The organism is Bradyrhizobium ferriligni, from assembly GCF_056837965.1.
Map to the genome: position 1 here is coordinate 128,964 of NZ_JBXEJO010000006.1, position 16,519 is coordinate 145,482.

Genomic DNA, 16,519 nt, shown 5'->3' on the forward strand with positions numbered 1-16,519 from the left:
CTTTTGGCTGCGCTCGCGGAGTCAACCGACGCTCGCAAAGTGGCTTGTTGCGATAGATTGCCGAAGCCTACGAACGCGGCCTCGTCCCCAAAAGTCACGCTCGCCGAGGCGATCCGCATGCAATCGGCAGCATTACCCTGCGCTTGTTCGATCAGTCATGCGCAAGCAGCGTTGTGATGCGTCGAAACCGTGCTCGATGCGTGGCTTAGTAGGGTGTGCGGTCGAGATGCGCGTCGAATGCGGCAGCGACAGCGCGCACGACAAAACGGTATTCGGGCTTGACGCGGATGAAGCCGGACCGGATCTCCACTATCCCGTCCTCAGTGAGCATTTCCAAGCGGTCGGCTGATTCGAGAAACGCGATCGGATCAAATCCGTGGGCAGCACAGAGTGCCGGCACGTCGGCCTGCAGATCGCACATCAAGCGCTCGATAATTGCAGCCCGCAGCCGATCTTCCTCAGTGAGACAGCAGCCCTTCGACGTTGCCAGACGGCCAGCTCTGATATGCCGTCTGTAAATAGCGGTTTGTGGCTCGTTCTGGACGTGCCCGTCACGGAGACGGCCGATGGCTGATGGCCCAAGGCCGATCACGGTCTCGCAGGTATCAGCCGAATAACCCAGCGAGTTGCGGCGCAGCCGCCCAGCCTTTTGTGCCAGCGTGAGCTCGTCGTCCGGCAAGGCGAAATGGTCGAGCCCGATTTGGCGGTAACCGGCAGACACCAACGTTTCCGCCATGGCCACAGCTTGCTCGGCGCGGGCAACATTGTCCGGCAGTGCCGTCTCATCGATCTGGCGCTGACGTTTCATATAGGAGGGCACGTGCGCATAACCGAAAACCGCAAGCCGGTCGGGTCGCATGGCCACTGCCGTCCTTGCCGAGTTCACACAGGACTGCACCGTCTGGTGCGGTAGTCCGAAAAGCAGGTCAAAGTTGACGCGGCTTATTCCGTGCAGGCGAAGACTTTCGACAGCAGAAGCCGTCTGCGTTTCACTCTGAAGGCGGTTGACCGCCCTTTGAACCTCGGGGTCGAAGCTTTGCACGCCGATGCTTGCTCGGTTGACCCCGGCTGCCCCTAAGCTTTCCGCCATTTCGGTCGTGAACGCGCGCGGGTCGATCTCGATGGCGACGCTGGCCGATGTGCTGAGGGCAAAATAGCGGCGTAAGAACTCCATCAGAGCTAGGAAATCGGCCGCCGCAATGCTGGTCGGCGTTCCGCCGCCGAAATGCACGTCGTTGACGGGCAAGGCGCGCGGCAGTTGCTCTGCAACCAAACGAATCTCCTCCCGCAGCGACGTCAAGTAATTGCGCATCGGCCGTTCGCTGCGAGTGCGGGCTGTGGGAAAACCGCAGTACCAGCAGATCGACCGGCAGAACGGAACGTGGAGATAGAGCGATACAGGTTCGCCGGCCGGCAGCCGCTTCAACCAGGTCTGACTAGTCTTGGCGTCGATCGTTGTGGAGAAATCCGGTACAGTTGGGTAAATGGTGTACCAAGGCAGGCGAGCATCGCAATATTTGTTCAGGAGTGCGGTCTGCAAGGCTTGGCTTCCCATGATCATATGGTCGCAAAGCTGACCGATGCGTCCTCCTGTGTCTTTGAGTTACGTCAACTGGTCCGAACCTTTCAAAATCGAAATTCCGTTCTCGATATCGCTGCCTGGGGACTGACGTGGCGTGAGAGGGTATCCAGGGACGAGCGCGCGACACAGGAACAGGTGGCGCATCATTGGCGTGTCGTGCGAAGATATAAACTTCTCCCATAAGCATAGCATGGATGTGATCCACCATCTCGAACCATCACCGCGAGGCAAATTACATCCATTGCAGGTCCGATAGGCGAGTGGCTTCTCGTCGCTCACCTTCGCTATAAGCTGCACCTCTTAGATAAATGCCATGAGCAGGACGCGTTCGGCCGGCGAACCATGGACAAGAAGTTGCGCATTAGATGAGGCGCGACAAATGCGAGATCGTACAACTTGACGCTACGTGAGATTCAAGTCCCTTGGAGCCGCGTACAAAAGCATTTAAGACGCCAAGCTGAAAAATATGCATGGGCCTCAATTCCGCCACGCTGCTTGTCTCATTGCCGCAAGCATCGTCACGGATGTACTGATGATGTTGGGGCGGACCCGGCGCACTTCCAACCCCGGCAAAGTGCGTCGGGGCGCCTTGGCTCGGCGTCGTCCCATCGCCGAGTACAAGCAGGTCACCAATTCACGACGAAGTGTCAGGCTTTGCTAATCCCGGATGCGAGCCCGACGAGCTTCTCACACGCAGTCGCTATCTGACGATACGGTTCTGTTCCGCCTCAGCGCTTAATGTCGCTTGTTTTTGGCGTCGTGGTTGCCGTTTATCAATCTTCGTAAGATTATGCAGTTCAGGTCCTCATTGGTCGCGCTTCAGCTGCGCAATCAAGCGCGAACCAATTGAATGCCGGCAACGAATAGAACCGCCACGAGGATGAACCTGACAGTTGTCTGACTCATCCATTTCAGGCCGATCATCGTGCCCACGACGGCGCCCCCCAGTGCGGCGACTGCGTAAAGCCCAAAATACGAAGACGGAAATTGACCAGCGAAAAGAGCTCCAACGAAGCCGATTGTGGAATTAGCCAGAATAAAAGGGGGCGACAGCGCAGCGGTCTGCTTCGGCGACGCCCAATTCAGGGTGATGAGCGTCGGAGCGAGGAACACTGCGCCGCCGACGCCGGTCAGGCCGGAAAGCAGGCCAATGGCCGCTCCAATGCTCACCGTTCCCCAGAGCGGACTTTCGTGAATGCGATCGGCGGCGCCTCCGCCCCGCACGATCATCACGGCTGCTGCCAGCAGAAGGACGACCCCGGTCAGCGTCTTATAAATGTCTTCTCCTAGCACCATAAGGCCGCCGGCAAATGCCGCCGGCGTCGATGAAAGCAGAAGCGGACGCAGCATTTTCCAGTCAACGACTTTGTTGCGGTTGAAGACCCATGTAGAGTAAGTCGCGACAACGATGTTGAGACCAAGCGCCGTCGGGCGCATCTCTGTCGATGGCAGAGCAGAAAAAGCCATTAGCGCCAGGAATGCAGTACCCCCCGCCTGGCCAACGGTCGTATAGAGCAGTGAGATGATCGCCAGGACCAGGGAAAACATAGTTCACCGGCTTTGGCGAGGCCCTTCGCCTTGGTTGCGAACCGCATCAAGGATGCCCTCCCGAAGCGAGGCGCAATTGTCTTTCTCGTCGGGTTGTTGCTTTGAATTCCGAGAGTTTAGTCAGGATGCGCGACCGGATCGACAGTCAGTCCAAATTGCATGACGATTGCCATGTGACGATCATCTCCCTCAATTGCCAAGGTTGGTAGTTGACTGGACTGCGCAAGACGTTGGCAGCCACCGGTGGATGGACAACGCATGTCGGGTAGGCATTACTCCCGGCCTCGCCTGACGTCCACGGTTGAAGTCCGAGCCATTACACATGCTGGGTCGGTTGCCGGCGATCGGACCCGCCTTTGTCCTCCCTCTCGGATCGGCCGGTCTCCGTGCGTTCAGGTCAGAAATTGGCTGCTGCCGTCGCGAGAACGGCATTCTTTTTGACCTGGATCAATTAGTGCCGTGGCTCGCGCAAATGGTGCTGTCGCGCTTCCTCCCGATGTCGCTATTGCTTCATTGCGCCATGCACAGGAATGGCCCGTTTGCCAAGCCCTTGTTTCCACGATTGATTGTGCAAACACAAAAATTGGTATGACACTTGCTGGTCAGATCCCAAGTCCTCTCCCTTCTGGAGATGCGCATGCAACGTGTCCTCTGCGTCAAGAAGCTCTCGCGACATCGCGTATCTCTCGTTGCATCGTTGACGCCACTTCTATTCGCCCTTTCGATTTATTCGCGCCGGACCTGCGCGCCAGCGCCCCGCAGTGACCGCGCATTGATGTTAGGTCGTTACCTTTTGCGGTTTCTGTTGCATGTTGCTTATCGATCGCGTGCTCGACGCCGCGGCGGAGTACAGGATCGGCCAAGTGCTGGCGATGCTAATCCGCAAGAGGAGGAAGAAAAATGACGCCCCTCCCACCTTTGGCGGCAAGCAGAGCATCGACGGTGACATTACGCAGTTGGAACCCGGCACCGGCGTGCGGGTCGGCGTGCTCTGGCTCACCTCGTTCAGGAAGCTCGGTGCCCATAGTCTGCTCGTGCTCGGCTTTGACATGCAGAGAAGCTTCATTCGGGCCGGACCTGGATTTCGCACGATCCTATGCTGACGCCGCAACCGATTGGTTCGCATCGCCGGCTGAACCGTTAGCCCAGCCGCATTTTCTCAAATCCGCGAGCAGCGCACGCCGGCCAAACCCGCCCTCGGACGGTTCTGGGCCAGCGGGCGTCAGGAATCGAGAGCGCAGGCCAATCAAAGTGGCCGACCCTGCGGCGACCCCTAGATTGCCAGCGCGTCACTGGCAAGCCGGGTAGATCATATTGGAGGGCATCGGCGCTACGGTTGCGCCGCGTTGTTCGGCTTCAGACACAGGATAGCGGCGGCGCCTCGGCTGTCTGATGGAGACGATCATGCCGCGGCAGTGGGCGGCAGGGCACCGAATTCGAAATGGCGTCTGGGCAGCATGCGGGCGCTCCAGACTTCTCAAAGAGCAAACCCGGGAGTTCAGGCCATGGAATGCAACGTGGCTCCGCCTGAAACAAGCGCAATCGAACGCAGCGACACCGATCTTGATCGGCCTCCTGAGCCGCCGATCATGGATCATTTTAGCTTCACAGAATGCGCAAACCAGACGCATTCGCTCAGAGCACTGTTCGAGCTCCTTGTAAACTGCGCCAGCGAGGAGGGGTTCAGTGAAGTTGCTTATGGCGCCCTCAACTTCGTTGAGCCACTTCGCCTGGCGGAATATCCGCCCCCAACCGTGGCCGTGAAGTGGCCGCCAGAATGGTGCGACCGATACTTCAAACGCAAGTATCACACCATCGATCCGGTGGTACGGCGCACGCCGATGCTCTCCCGACCGTTTCTATGGGATCAACTCGCCGATCACTATCAACTTCAACCCGATGAGAGACGGGTGCTGGACGAGGCCAGAGAGGCCGGCTTGAAGCACGGTATGAGCGTGCCGTTGTTTGGGCCGCAGGGCCGAGTATCGGTGGTGTCGTTTGCATCTCCATCCGACGACGTTGATCCTCAGGACCGCATCGGCCATCTCAACGCCTTGGCGTCGCTCTTTCATAGCGCCTATGGCGAGATCGCACGTCCCTGCAATAATGGCGGGGAGAAAAAAGTGGCTCTGTCGCAGCGCGAGATCAGTTGCATGCGGTGGGTGGCGGAGGGAAAATCGTCATGGGAAATTGGAAAAATCTTGGAGATCAGCGAGAATACCGTCAATTTCCATATCAAGAATGCGATGCGAAAGTTGGGGGCGACCAGCCGGATCCAGGCAATCGTTATGGCGATTCGTCTCAATGTTCTTTGAATCGCTCACCCGAATGGGAAGCAAGCGCCAACGGCTAATTGTTGCTCCCGGCTTCCAGCAAGTGTTTGCGCGGGCCATTTTTACTGAAATGCAGCGACAGCGCTTCCGTTGAGGTAAGCGGTCGCAACCCCTCGTCGCGTCGAGTCGGAGCTCCGCAACGAGGGTTGGAGCACGGCGATGCGTCTCATCCGGCCCATGATCCAGCTAGCACAGCTGGTGCTTCGAAAAATCCGGCAGGTCTGCTTGTTGGTTAAAAGCACTTGAAGAAAGAACCCCCGGCCGATGGTCGGGGATCTCGGTTCGACGCCACAAGCGTGTGGATATCACTATCTGCCAAACGCCGGGCTGAACTTGTAATTGAGCCGTGCCGAGATGAGATCGACGTCTTGGTGGACGCGATCGCCGACGCCGGTTGTTGGGAAGAGCACGCTGCTGCCCTGCATGAACAAGTGGTCATACTCAACGCCAGCCGACCAGGTCGGCGTGAGGCTGACTTCGACTCCCGCGCCTAGTGCACCACCCCAACGCACGTCGTCGTTCCTGGTAATCCTGGCTCCAGTAGTCACTGAATTGATGTGATAGGTGTTGCTGGTCACCGCAGCACCGCCCTTAGCGTAGAGCAGAACGGCATTGAACGCGTAGCCGATGTGACCGGTGAGCAAGCCGAACGCATCCGTCTTGGTGCCAATGACGTCTGCGGGGAAGGCGGTGCTGACATTTGAGCCGCTGAAATCGGCCCAGTTGCCCTGACCTTCGATGCCGTAGACCGTATTGAAGATCTGCCAACGATAGCCAATCTGGCCACCGATAGTGGCTCCAGCCGAATTATGGCAGCCCTCGGGAGTGACGCCATTGAAATCCCAGCAATTGCGGCTCGATCCCCAGCCGCCATTGATACCGACATAGTAGCCGGTCCAGTCGGTAATTGGGACTGCAACCGGCAGCGGAGGCGCCTTGACGTTGAGGGGTTGCGCGGCAAAGTCCGCGCCTAATGCGGGAGCGGCCGCAGCGAGTGCGCCGATGCATGCAGTCAGAATCAGCAAATTCTTCATTCGAGTGTTGTTCCTTTTGATGCCCCCCGGCGCTATGCGTCTTAACAACATCGTCGCGAATTGCTGTAACTGCAGCACAACATTGTTTCGCAAGAAATGGGTTGAATCGAACGCTGCGTGAGATTGTCCAGCGCATATCCATCGCCGTCACACTCCCCTGATCCGAGAGGCGCGCAAAATGAGCGAACGTCAAACCGAAGCACGCAACCCCGAATGAATGAAAGGCAATGGACCGGCCAACGTATTGTTTCATCGAAAATGATCCGTGGGTGATGACCGACGATATGACGGAACCGTATGTGGGTTTCGGCAAACCCGCTAAATCCACGACTGGTCTGGCTCGACCGCGGCGACCGCAACTCTTGCACGATGCGCGACGGCCTCTGTGCACCCGAGGAAAATCATAAAAGCGCGGCGTGGCTGGCCTAGTAGCTATTTTGCTCCGCCCTTGCGAATGCGGCCGCGCTAAACGAGGCATTACGCTGAAGCTGTACAAGCTCGTTTCGAGTGTAGGGCATGAAATCTTTGTATGCACAAGTGCCAAGGAAGAGCGAGCTTGTCCCGGCTCGTCGCCGTTTGCTCTGACTCTAGCCGACTGGTCCAGCGCTTGGAGCTACATTGGTTGAGAATGCGGTTCGGCGCAGAATGGTCGTGGAGAGATAATTCGACAACGGTATATCGAGAATGCTCAGCTGCTACCTAAGACGGCGGGCGGGCCGTGACATTGCTGATCGTTCTTGTCGCGGAGCGATCTTGCTGCTTGGTTGAGGCTGCCAGTTCCGCGCGCAATTTGCGTATCGCCTCGTTCGCCAGATGCAAGGTATTCCGTTCGCCGTTCCTTATCGAATACTCCAGGGACGCTCGCAATCGGTTATGAAGCACTGTCTTGTGATTATGTGCCAGCAGCGGATCCTTCTCGACAAAGCGCCACGCCTTGTCAAATGCGACGCTCGCGAGAGCTTCCGGCGCCTGCATCTGCTCGGATGAGATCTGATCCATCTCAAACTCCAATCGATATCTTGAACGCGAAGAAGTAGCGGGTTCGAAGCACCGAGCGCCCGGTGGCCTATCAAGCAGGCTAGAGATCGGTCCGCCGGCGCGCTCGCGCATCAAGCAACTCTCGACGCTTCAATCAGATTTATATAGACGCTTATTGAAGCGCGGATGACCGAACGAGGTAATGCCAAGCTCAATTCAAACGATTCTGAAAAAACAAGCAGCGCGATCCATATTGGTCGGCGCCACGGCCGTAGCGGACGAAACCTTTCCCACATTCGTAGCCTCAAAAAACGAAGCGGTAGGACCAAAGTATTGTCCGTTCTGTACGATTTACCTTCAAAGCGCTTGACATATTCCGGACGTTGCTTGTTGACGTTCTGACATATGTCGACGGCGTGGTCGTCTTTCCGTTGCTCGATCCGTGCGAATGCCCTGGTGTGACATTTTGCTTCAACTGGAGTGCAGTAGAGAAGTCGGTGAGAGATGCAGGGCGATTGCGATGATCTCTATGGTGTCGTTCCGCACGGGATGTAGTGCGTTGCGGGACGCAAGAGTGTTGCCGCAACACCAGCGCCGGACCATTGGGGTCCACGTCGTCAAACATTGGATTGGACGAGGCAACGGAGCCTGTGCTTCGCCGCATATGTTGATTCGCATTCATTCGCTATGATTGTAGAAATTAGCTGCGGCATATAAGACAGCTGTGAAGTACTTGAGACGAGAAGGTCCAGCTGAATTGAGAGTCAATCGTGTCGTCTCGGCGCGATAGCATCCGTGCGCACTTCGCAGTGATGGGGACGGCCGCAATATGTCAGGGAAACGAAAGCGACGCGCTCGCGAGACAATAAGCCCAATCAATCCTGAGCCCTGCCGCGGTACCCGGCGCGTAAAACCGCAGCGCGCCGACGGCCCAGCCATGATTGATGTTCAGCGCGTCGTCAACGGGGTGGAGAACACGCAATCGAACGTCACCCCCCGGCACGCGACAAAATCAACGTTGCGATCTTAGTTCGGTTGGCGGGCGTGCGCAGAGCCTCGGGTAAAGCCGCCACTGCTTGATCGAAAAGCCGGCCCAAAACCAGAAGGTCCTCTGGGTGATAGACGCCGCCGTCTGCCGACATTCGAGCTGTTTGTCCGTCGCCAGGGCGGCCACCGTTCCTCGAATGGCTGAGCTGACCGAGCGTAAGCTCCGCATTTATCATTTCGTTTGTGAGTGCATTAAGCAGCCGGACCGCGTCGAGGGCGTCACCTTCTTCGCCGATGAGGGCGGCAACGATGTCGAGTTGCAGGTCGATGCGGTGCTTCAGGTCTTGAATGCGTGAATTGGAAGGGTCGAGTTCCACGGTGTTGCTCCAGAGTAATTGAAAAGCAGGGTAGACTAAGTAATGAGGTGCGTAGCTTGCCCCGTTCGCGGGGCTGCCGTGGCTGGAACGAATTGCAGCTGCAGAAAGCTATGCGCGCGTGCAGTCAGTCGCGAGCAATCCATGGAATGAGATGACTGCGGTGCAGGTGTGCAGGAAGCAGCTGCAGGCGGACGGCGCCGAGTAGCACCGAGGGCGCGAGCGGAGTGAGAATCCCCGACCGCGATGACGTAGGCGCGCGCGCAGTAACAGCGCGAAGCCTCGCAAGTCGGCAGCAGTGTCTCCGCGTGACAGGAGAAATATGTCCTGCAAATGGACTGATCAGATAGCTGACAGCCAGGTATTTCCTCAAGGCCCTCGTAGCGCCAGCGTGACGGTGTGGGCAAGCGGTTCACTGCGACAAATCCGGGTTGCCGTGGCCTAGGGCGCGCCTCGCTTGTCCGAAGTCTAGCCGGCGCGCGCATGGACCCCAACCGACAAGAGTACGTGAGATCCAATCTCCTGCAGCGCCTTTAGAATGACGACAATATGGTCGGCGACTACGCGGTAGATTGCGCGTGGGACGCTGCGAAACGTCATCCGACTATAACCGGGTGGCACGTGCCGCGAGTTGCACGACGGGGAAGTCCCATTGCGGATGCAGGTACGCGTGGCTGAAGATGCCCTGCGACTATGCTCGAAGCAAATTGGAGTCATTTTCACACGTGGTTCGCGGAGGGCGCTTTCCGAAAATCGGCGATTGACTATGGGGTATTTGGTTAAGAACGGTAAAATCGAAAGTTTTGATGGGATGCATCCAACTCGCGGATAGGGCGCTATCGAGATCCGCCTGCCCTGGATGATGCATGCGGCCAGCGGCATATGAATAGAGTTGGCTTGACATGCAGCCGCTCTCCAAATCAGTGCACGTCACCGCCGACGAGATCGGCCGGGAGGGCACCACGATGGTGATCGAGGAGATTCAGTTCTCATCGGTCTTTGGACCTCCTGCTGAGTAAGGCAGGAGGCCCTAGATATGCGGGGGCGGCCGGACGGCCAATCATAGATGGAGGTCGCGACGCGCTGCCTGTCTGAGGTGCCAAAATCGGATCGTCATTGTCAGCCAAAGCTGGCGATGATCTCGGATCTGATTGTGGTTGCGGTGTATAGAGAAGTTTCCAGCGGAAGGTCCCCAAATGCAAGCTGGCAAAGTAGGTAGTTGGCGCCTGCTTCCTCCATGTGGTTAAGAAGGAGCTGTCGGACGGAAGCTGGCGCTCCGACGACGCACAATTCGTTCTCGAGCGCTGCGTCGAAGGTCAGCGGCAGAGTAGGTGGTGTCGGAATGGCGTTCAGCTCGTAAACAAATTTAAAGCTCTCGAGCCATCGCTGATAGGCGCTTTCCGCTGCCGCATGCGCGTCTCGGTCAGACTGCGCAATCACGACCATGCGGAGCAGACCAAGAAACGGCTCCCGATCGTCGGCGTCTGTCAGGCGCGCCCGATGCGAGCGGAACGCGTTCGTAGTGTTTCGAACAGCAGAGGAGCGGCCTTGGCACGCCAGATTGGCGCCATTAGCGGCGGCCCACTCCACCGACTCGGCCCGGTTGCTCGTGATCCAGGTCGGCGGATACGGACGCTGGTGAGGCCTTATGGTCAACGGTATCTCACTCAGGTCAAAAAATCGTCCCTGATAGGATAGCGTATGTCCCTTCAACGCGGCATTCAGGATTTCGCTGGCTTCCTCATAACGCTCGCGCGCCGCGTCCGCGCTGATGCCGAAATAGCCCCATTCGGTCGGCAGAGAGCCACGTCCGATACCGAGCTCGAGCCTGCCGCCGCTCAATTGGTCAAGCATGCAGATCTCTTCGAATGCGCGCAAAGGATGATAGAGGTTGAGCAACAGGACCAGCGGACCAACGCGCAGTCTCTGGGTGCGCTGCGCGACGCTGGATAAAAACAGATTTGGCGACGGCCCTCTGCCATGTGGGGTGCAGTGATGCTCGGCTAGGTGATAAGCGTAAAACCCCAGAGAATCACACACCTCCGCCAACTTGAGGCGGTCTTCGTATTGTCGTGCGACATCGCGGCCGTCGTCGTCCAAATGGTCGAAAATGCCGCAGGTTAGTCTGGAAGGAGGGGTGCTTTTCACTTGATCATCTCCGTTTGTGGAACAGAAGTCCCAGTTGCCTGATGCCGTCGGTCTCAAAGACGGATCGTTCGTTATTCGACTGCTTTTATCTCTTCGGTGGGTGCCGCCTGAGCTTGCACGATGTGATCAGCTCATGAGAATCTGCAAATGGCGGTCTGATCACTACTTTGACAGGAGCTCGCGCAGGGCCGCCACACCGAGCATGTGCTCCACCAGAAGCATCTTTAGCTTCACGTTTTCCTCTTCCAGGGCCCTCAATCGCTTGGCCGCAGGAACGTCCAAGCCGCCAAATTTGGCTTTCCAATTGTAGATCGCCGCTTCAGAGATCCTGTGCCTACGAGCTAGATCGGCCGCTTTCGCGCCAGCCTCATGCTCCCTCAGTATCGCGATAATGTGCTCTTCCGTGAATCTCGGTCGCTTCATCCGTCCGCCCTTCTCGGGGGAGGACTTGCACGCCAGCTGGAGAAAATTGCCAATAAGAGGTCAGCTGCCACGCGCCAGCACGACGCTTGGGGCGGAGGGGACTCCAGAAGGGTCAAGTTCAGCGAAGTCGGCTGCAACTTCCTGCCTTTCAGGCCCGACAGGCCGAAGGTTGTCCGCGAAGGCATAACGGCGCCCAAAGATGCGGACGCCGATGGCATGGCTGATCACATTGATGTCGAGCATATTCTGGCTCGCATGTAGCCCGCCCATTAGCATGTCGCGGCGGCCGGCCTGACGGCGGATCGCTCCAAGGTGGAGCTTTTCCTTGCATGTCGGCATTGCTGTGCGAGGACGGTAACGAGCCTTCCAGTGCGGCGGCGGAGAGCGGGAATGGGAGCCCATTGATGGCAACGCAAGTCACGTGGAGAGCGATTCGGCCGGAGGGCCAATTGGTCGTCTTGCCGTGTGCTGTTCGCAGGACCTCGCGCGGCGCGCGACTGCTCATAGAGTGCAGCGTGCATGCGCATCTGTCGGTATGCCGGCTCGATGGTGCAAATTGCCGTTGCAAATTGAGTTCCATGGCTACGTTGTGGGAAGGAACCACACTTGATGCCGCCGAGCCGTTGCAGACGGCGTAGAGATCTACTTGAGGAGGAGCCGGTGAGCCAAAAAGAGCAAACTCGAACTGATCAAGACATGCCTGCCAAGGTGGTCGTGCAACACTGAGGGTTTGCACAAGCACTACTTTTTTATCATCGGACGCAACTCATCTCCCAGTGGATCGACGTCAGGCAGTTCTGCCAGCGCTGCAGCGAACGCCAAAAAAGCTCCGAAAACCGCGAGTATAAGAGTGCACGCGAGTAGGGCTGCACCAAGGTCATGAGGGCGTTTCATTTTCTGTATCACGGGTTGAATTGTGGGAGGTTACGCGTCGTCCCCGACCAGTCCTGCTCGACGGCTTCAACATGCCCGTCGCGCCAGCGGTAAACGAGAAATCCAGGAGCCGCGTTGTCTCCTTTAAGATCAAACAGTATTGGGCCGATCACGGTATCGATCGGCCGCGAGCGAAGTGCGCTAGCCACTCGTCGAGCATCGAGAGAGCTGACCCGCTTCACCGCCTCTGCCCATGCTTGGACTGCTGCATAGGCGTAAAGCGTGTATCCTTCGGCTGATAGGTTGGCAGCGTTGAGTCTGGCCACGATGCCGGCCGCTTTGGCATTCTTGACGGGGTCGGGCATGAAGGTGAACAATGTGCCATTTCCCGCACTGCTGGTAATGGCCCAGAATTCAGAGGTCATCAGGGGATCGTTTGCCATGACGATGAGGCCAGCACCTGCTTCTGACGCCTGGCGTACGATCAGTCCAATTTCGGTATGATAGCCGCCGATATAGGCGACCCGCACCCCATCTTTCTTCATTCTTGAGACCAGTGCTGCGTAATCCTTTTCGCCGGCTATATAGCTTTTTCGAATGACGTGCTCGCCGGATTTCTGAAGCTGTGCCGCAACCACGTCGGCAATGCCCTTACCCGCCGTGCTCTTGTCGTCGAGCACTGCGATCGTCTCGTTATGGTGATTTGCGTGAATGTACTCAGCTGCAACGAGACCCTGTTGGTCGTCACGGCCGCAAATCCGAAACACCATCTTAAGGCCACGTTCTGTCAGCTGAGGATTTGTCGAGCCAGGTGACATTTGAATGATGCCTGCTTCGTCGTAGACGTCGGAGGCCGGAATCGACGAAGAAGAACAAAAATGACCAACGACCAGCCTGACGCGCTCGGTTGTGAGCTTATTCGCAACTGCGACGGCCTGCTTTGGATCGCAAGCGTCATCGACGACGGTCAATATCAGCTTGGTATCGGGAAGTGTGCCCGAGGCGTTCAAAGCCTCGACGGCGGCCGCCGCTCCACCGCGCATTTGTGCGCCAAACGCTGCGCTGCTTCCGCTCATGGGACCAGCCACGGCAATATTGACGTCGGAGGCGCGCGTAGTCGAGCCGGCGGCGCAGAAGACTAGTGCTGCACTGGCAGCTAAAGCGTAACACCGACCCAACATTGTAGAGCTCCAATTCCCAGCTGAAGTGCACCGCCAGCGCTCGCGGTTCGACTTGCGTCCAGCCTCGATGCGGTTTCTTCTGTCACGCGGAGTCATGCGCGTCAGCTGGCCACACCGCGACCACGGTAGAGCCTACAATTTGACGTTACGTGCGGTTCAAGCCCCTTTGTGAGAAACTATCCAACCATGGCTTCGGCGGAAAGATCCGCGAGATGCTGCGCGCGTGCCTGCGCCCAAGCCGTCAGTACGGCTGATCCTCCAGCCCGGCAAGGGCTAGGTCGAGATACTGCATGAGAGTAGGATCCCAACCAGCCAGACTGCGCGGGGCACTCAACCGCGCAAGGACCTTCAGGATCGTCGAAACGCGCGAATCGGCTCCGGCGATTTCCCTGATCAGCAGCCGCGCTGCAACCGCCACAGCTTTCGCTCGCTCACCGCAAGGGTGTTCGCCCCGATCCATGCAATCACGCAGTTCGTCGCGGATTCGCCGCCACCGCTCCTCGCGCTCTACAGCCAATTTGCACGTACACCGGGACGACGTCTGACTACGCGTCTGGACCTTAGACATCGCATCCAGGGTGGCAGGCAGCTCATCTACACTTACCTGGATCTCACTGCCTGTCGTCATGTCGCGTAAACGATCTCGCAACAGGGTCGCTCGAGCGACTTGAAGTTCTATCCGCTCCAAATGTGTGCGCAGCAGATCAATGAGTGAAGTCGTGCCCTCCATCGCCTTGCGTATCTCGTGAAGGGAGAAGCCAAGCTCACGTAGCGCGCGAATCTGATGAACCCGTTGGACGCTTTCACGATCGTACATCCGGTGACCGCCATCTGTACGCTCCGATGCGGCCAAGAGCCCGGTATGTTCGTAATGATGCAGCGTGCGTACCGTCACTCCGGTCGCCTCTGCAAGTTCGCCAATGCGCCATCGACGCCTTCGTGGTGTAGCTTTGCTCATGTTGTTCAATTTCAAAGCCTACAACCTGACGTCACGTATGATTCAAGCTATTTCAAAGCTCTAGCTGGATCGTCTTCCATTCCAGCGTAAGAGATGGTGACTATCCTCAGAATGGTTGGCGATCAACCCTTAGGTGAAATGGTGATCAACAAGTTCATCAGGCATGCCAGCCTAGACGCGCCGCTCTCTGTACTATCCAAGATGAGTTTGGCGACTGCCGTTCGATTTTCAGGCGTTCGCATCGACGGCGGTAACGCATTGATTGCGCCATCAAAGAGGCTTCCTAAGGCAGAGAGTTCTTCCGGATCGAATACGCCGCTGTACTGTTCCAACGGTCGGCTCCTTGTTTGTCATTGCGCCAAGGCAGCGCACGTCGTCAAGACGTTTGGCCGCGGTAGGGCCAAAACAAGTCAGATCAGCGGCGTAGAGCGATAAACATGCAGGGCGCTTTAAGCTGATGCGACACGGCAACACAGGCGCCCGGTGTTTTGCAATATCGCACGAGCGATTCCCGTCATCTGTACAATCGCTCGGCGCGCTGGCCGCGCGTCACGTGCGGGTCGGCGAGCGAATCGGCTCCGCGCATTAGGAGCACGACTGGCTCTGAGCGCGGACGGCGCGAGCCCCGAGCCGATCTTGCTCACGTACACGACGCCGCTGCGTGAGGTCGCGCTCAAAGGCGGGGCCTGGCTCGTACAATGTATCGAGCGCTTGGTGCGCCGCTTCTGACGTGTGGGTGGGCCCTTTGAAACAACGCAACAGGTGACTCGAACCGTCACCATCACGTCGGATGGGATGCCAACTTGCAAATCTCGCGACAACGTCATGATTGCCGTTGGCAGCGAAGCCGCTGGACGTTGATGATCCAAGAACGAGTTAGATCAGGAGAAGTCTAAAGTGCGGCTGTAGAGACATGCAGCCGGATATAGGGGCGTGCACGTTCTTGAATCACGATAGTCGCGAGGCAACCCTCGTCAGGCGTCCTTCAGTGTCCGCCTGTTCTGAAGCGTATATCATGGAGCAGTCATCACTCGCAGATGTCATCCGAGCCGCCTCCTGCAACAGTATCTCTCGCATCCAGATGCTTTCCGGATCGCTGTTTTGAAGGACCGGCCATTGGACCGCTTCGGTGAATGTTGGGAACGGCCGTGGAAGCTCAGCGATCCGAAGAGGCATCGTTCTTTCGAAATGCTTAACGAGCCTTAAAGGCATGGTTCCTATCCGGCTCGTGCCCATCAGCATGGGCGGGATCATGCCGTAGCTGTGCACGAGAATGTCGATGCGTCGGTTCAGACCGCGATCGAGCAAGAACGACTCCTCGATGGGAGGCTTGCGCGCAACTCCGAGCTTAACCGCAACATGGCCCATCGACATGTATCGATCGAATGTAAGCCGCCGCCGTAGCTCGCCGTTCGTGCCGCAGCCTACACACACGAGCCTTTCCTCGAACAGGGCTATCCGCGGGTGCGCGCTGGACATGAATAGTTCCGGGAGGATGACAAAATCAAGCTCGCCGCGCCGGAGAAGCTCATCGCACTCATCGGAGAGCGCCACCAGTTCAAAGCTGACGGCGGGTGCTTCTCGCGCGACGCGCTCGACGACATGTCGAAAAAATACGACCGTCATGAAATCGGAAAGGCCGATCCTGAACCGCCGATTCGATTGCTTCGGGTCGAACGCGTCCCGCGCGATAATGGAGAGCTGGATGTGCATCAGGGCTTCGCGAACAGGCGCCGCCAATCCCTCAGCGCGTGAGGTCGGGACAAGTTCCCGGCCTCTCATCGCAAACAACTCGTCACTAAAATAGGAACGCAGCCGGGCAACGGCTGCGCTCATGGCCGGCTGACTGAGATTAATCTTGCGTGCTGCCGCGGTAAGGCTGCGCTCAGTCATTAGAGCGTCAAGGGCGACGAGAAGATTTAGGTCCAGGCCGTTGAAACGCATATCTTATTATCCGAGGCGATGTCTTTACGGTGCATACAATAAGCGACAACGGCAGCATCTGAAGCGGCGTCATTGGCTCGCCCCCATCAACTCCGTTCCTCTCGTGCGATCGCAGAAAAGCTCGCGGATCATCGCAGAATGGCGCGTCGTGGATTT

Annotated in this window: 14 protein-coding genes and 1 pseudogene; 3 read left to right on the plus strand and 12 right to left on the minus strand. The window is 57.6% G+C overall.

Going from position 1 to position 16,519, the window contains the following annotated elements; all coding sequences use genetic code 11:
* Positions 1-205: 205 nt before the first annotated feature.
* Together hemN and AC1VNY_RS05195 are read right to left on the minus strand one after the other, a co-directional pair.
* Positions 206-1,540, minus strand: coding sequence for an oxygen-independent coproporphyrinogen III oxidase (hemN, locus tag AC1VNY_RS05190; RefSeq protein ID WP_482404380.1), 1,335 nt, complete (start codon positions 1,538-1,540; stop codon positions 206-208).
* Positions 1,541-2,413: 873 nt separating this feature from the next.
* Positions 2,414-3,130, minus strand: a complete 717-nt coding sequence (locus AC1VNY_RS05195) for a sulfite exporter TauE/SafE family protein (RefSeq protein WP_482404381.1) — start codon at positions 3,128-3,130, stop codon at positions 2,414-2,416.
* A 322-nt stretch (positions 3,131-3,452) separates the two neighbouring features.
* On the opposite strand from AC1VNY_RS05195, the gene AC1VNY_RS05200 reads away from it, so the two are divergent.
* The 3 genes from AC1VNY_RS05200 to AC1VNY_RS05210 all read left to right on the plus strand — a co-directional run bounded on the left by AC1VNY_RS05200 (position 3,453) and on the right by AC1VNY_RS05210 (position 5,445).
* Positions 3,453-3,722: a hypothetical protein gene (locus AC1VNY_RS05200; protein ID WP_482404382.1), complete on the plus strand. Its 270-nt coding sequence runs from the start codon at positions 3,453-3,455 to the stop codon at positions 3,720-3,722.
* 217 nt (positions 3,723-3,939) lie between these two features.
* Complete coding sequence (locus AC1VNY_RS05205; protein ID WP_482404383.1) at positions 3,940-4,233, plus strand: hypothetical protein; 294 nt, start codon at positions 3,940-3,942, stop codon at positions 4,231-4,233.
* 486 nt (positions 4,234-4,719) lie between these two features.
* Positions 4,720-5,445 (plus strand): helix-turn-helix transcriptional regulator, encoded by a 726-nt coding sequence (locus AC1VNY_RS05210; protein WP_482404415.1) that lies wholly within the window; start codon positions 4,720-4,722, stop codon positions 5,443-5,445.
* Positions 5,446-5,771: 326 nt separating this feature from the next.
* Here AC1VNY_RS05210 and AC1VNY_RS05215 read toward each other — a convergent pair whose 3' ends face one another.
* From AC1VNY_RS05215 to nodD2, 10 genes and pseudogenes are all read right to left on the minus strand, one after another.
* Complete coding sequence (locus AC1VNY_RS05215) at positions 5,772-6,497, minus strand: outer membrane protein (RefSeq protein WP_482404384.1); 726 nt, start codon at positions 6,495-6,497, stop codon at positions 5,772-5,774.
* A 699-nt stretch (positions 6,498-7,196) separates the two neighbouring features.
* Positions 7,197-7,496 (minus strand): hypothetical protein, encoded by a 300-nt coding sequence (locus AC1VNY_RS05220; RefSeq protein WP_482404385.1) that lies wholly within the window; start codon positions 7,494-7,496, stop codon positions 7,197-7,199.
* Positions 7,497-8,464: 968 nt separating this feature from the next.
* Entirely contained in the window at positions 8,465-8,839 is a 375-nt protein-coding gene (locus AC1VNY_RS05225) for a NolY (RefSeq protein ID WP_482404386.1), read from the minus strand.
* A 1,116-nt stretch (positions 8,840-9,955) separates the two neighbouring features.
* Positions 9,956-10,984: an LLM class flavin-dependent oxidoreductase gene (locus AC1VNY_RS05230; RefSeq protein WP_482404387.1), complete on the minus strand. Its 1,029-nt coding sequence runs from the start codon at positions 10,982-10,984 to the stop codon at positions 9,956-9,958.
* 165 nt (positions 10,985-11,149) lie between these two features.
* Positions 11,150-11,407: pseudogene (locus tag AC1VNY_RS05235) on the minus strand (transposase); the annotation flags it as partial.
* Positions 11,408-11,467: 60 nt separating this feature from the next.
* On the minus strand, positions 11,468-11,650 hold the full coding sequence (locus AC1VNY_RS05240; RefSeq protein WP_482404388.1) for a hypothetical protein: 183 nt from the start codon (positions 11,648-11,650) through the stop codon (positions 11,468-11,470).
* A 659-nt stretch (positions 11,651-12,309) separates the two neighbouring features.
* On the minus strand, positions 12,310-13,461 hold the full coding sequence (locus AC1VNY_RS05245) for a branched-chain amino acid ABC transporter substrate-binding protein (RefSeq protein ID WP_482404389.1): 1,152 nt from the start codon (positions 13,459-13,461) through the stop codon (positions 12,310-12,312).
* Positions 13,462-13,702: 241 nt separating this feature from the next.
* Positions 13,703-14,419 carry a MerR family transcriptional regulator gene (locus AC1VNY_RS05250; protein ID WP_482404390.1) on the minus strand — a complete coding sequence of 239 codons (717 nt, stop codon included), beginning with the start codon at positions 14,417-14,419 and terminating at the stop codon, positions 13,703-13,705.
* A 122-nt stretch (positions 14,420-14,541) separates the two neighbouring features.
* Positions 14,542-14,751, minus strand: a complete 210-nt coding sequence (locus AC1VNY_RS05255; RefSeq protein ID WP_482404391.1) for a hypothetical protein — start codon at positions 14,749-14,751, stop codon at positions 14,542-14,544.
* Between the two features lie 616 nt (positions 14,752-15,367).
* Positions 15,368-16,363: a transcriptional regulator NodD2 gene (gene nodD2 / locus AC1VNY_RS05260; RefSeq protein ID WP_482404392.1), complete on the minus strand. Its 996-nt coding sequence runs from the start codon at positions 16,361-16,363 to the stop codon at positions 15,368-15,370.
* Positions 16,364-16,519: the final 156 nt, after the last annotated feature.

What these genes read in the sequence shown, in the direction of transcription:
- AC1VNY_RS05200 (WP_482404382.1), top strand. Translation starts at nt 3,453, where the DNA reads ATGCTGGGTCGGTTGCCGGCGATCGGACCCGCCTTTGTCCTCCCTCTC.
- AC1VNY_RS05240 (WP_482404388.1), bottom strand. Translation starts at nt 11,650, where the DNA reads ATGCTCGACATCAATGTGATCAGCCATGCCATCGGCGTCCGCATCTTT.
- nodD2 (WP_482404392.1), bottom strand. Translation starts at nt 16,363, where the DNA reads ATGCGTTTCAACGGCCTGGACCTAAATCTTCTCGTCGCCCTTGACGCT.
- AC1VNY_RS05210 (WP_482404415.1), top strand. Translation starts at nt 4,720, where the DNA reads ATGGATCATTTTAGCTTCACAGAATGCGCAAACCAGACGCATTCGCTC.
- AC1VNY_RS05220 (WP_482404385.1), bottom strand. Translation starts at nt 7,496, where the DNA reads ATGGATCAGATCTCATCCGAGCAGATGCAGGCGCCGGAAGCTCTCGCG.
- AC1VNY_RS05250 (WP_482404390.1), bottom strand. Translation starts at nt 14,419, where the DNA reads ATGAGCAAAGCTACACCACGAAGGCGTCGATGGCGCATTGGCGAACTT.
- AC1VNY_RS05195 (WP_482404381.1), bottom strand. Translation starts at nt 3,130, where the DNA reads ATGTTTTCCCTGGTCCTGGCGATCATCTCACTGCTCTATACGACCGTT.
- AC1VNY_RS05205 (WP_482404383.1), top strand. Translation starts at nt 3,940, where the DNA reads ATGTTGCTTATCGATCGCGTGCTCGACGCCGCGGCGGAGTACAGGATC.
- AC1VNY_RS05215 (WP_482404384.1), bottom strand. Translation starts at nt 6,497, where the DNA reads ATGAAGAATTTGCTGATTCTGACTGCATGCATCGGCGCACTCGCTGCG.
- AC1VNY_RS05245 (WP_482404389.1), bottom strand. Translation starts at nt 13,461, where the DNA reads ATGTTGGGTCGGTGTTACGCTTTAGCTGCCAGTGCAGCACTAGTCTTC.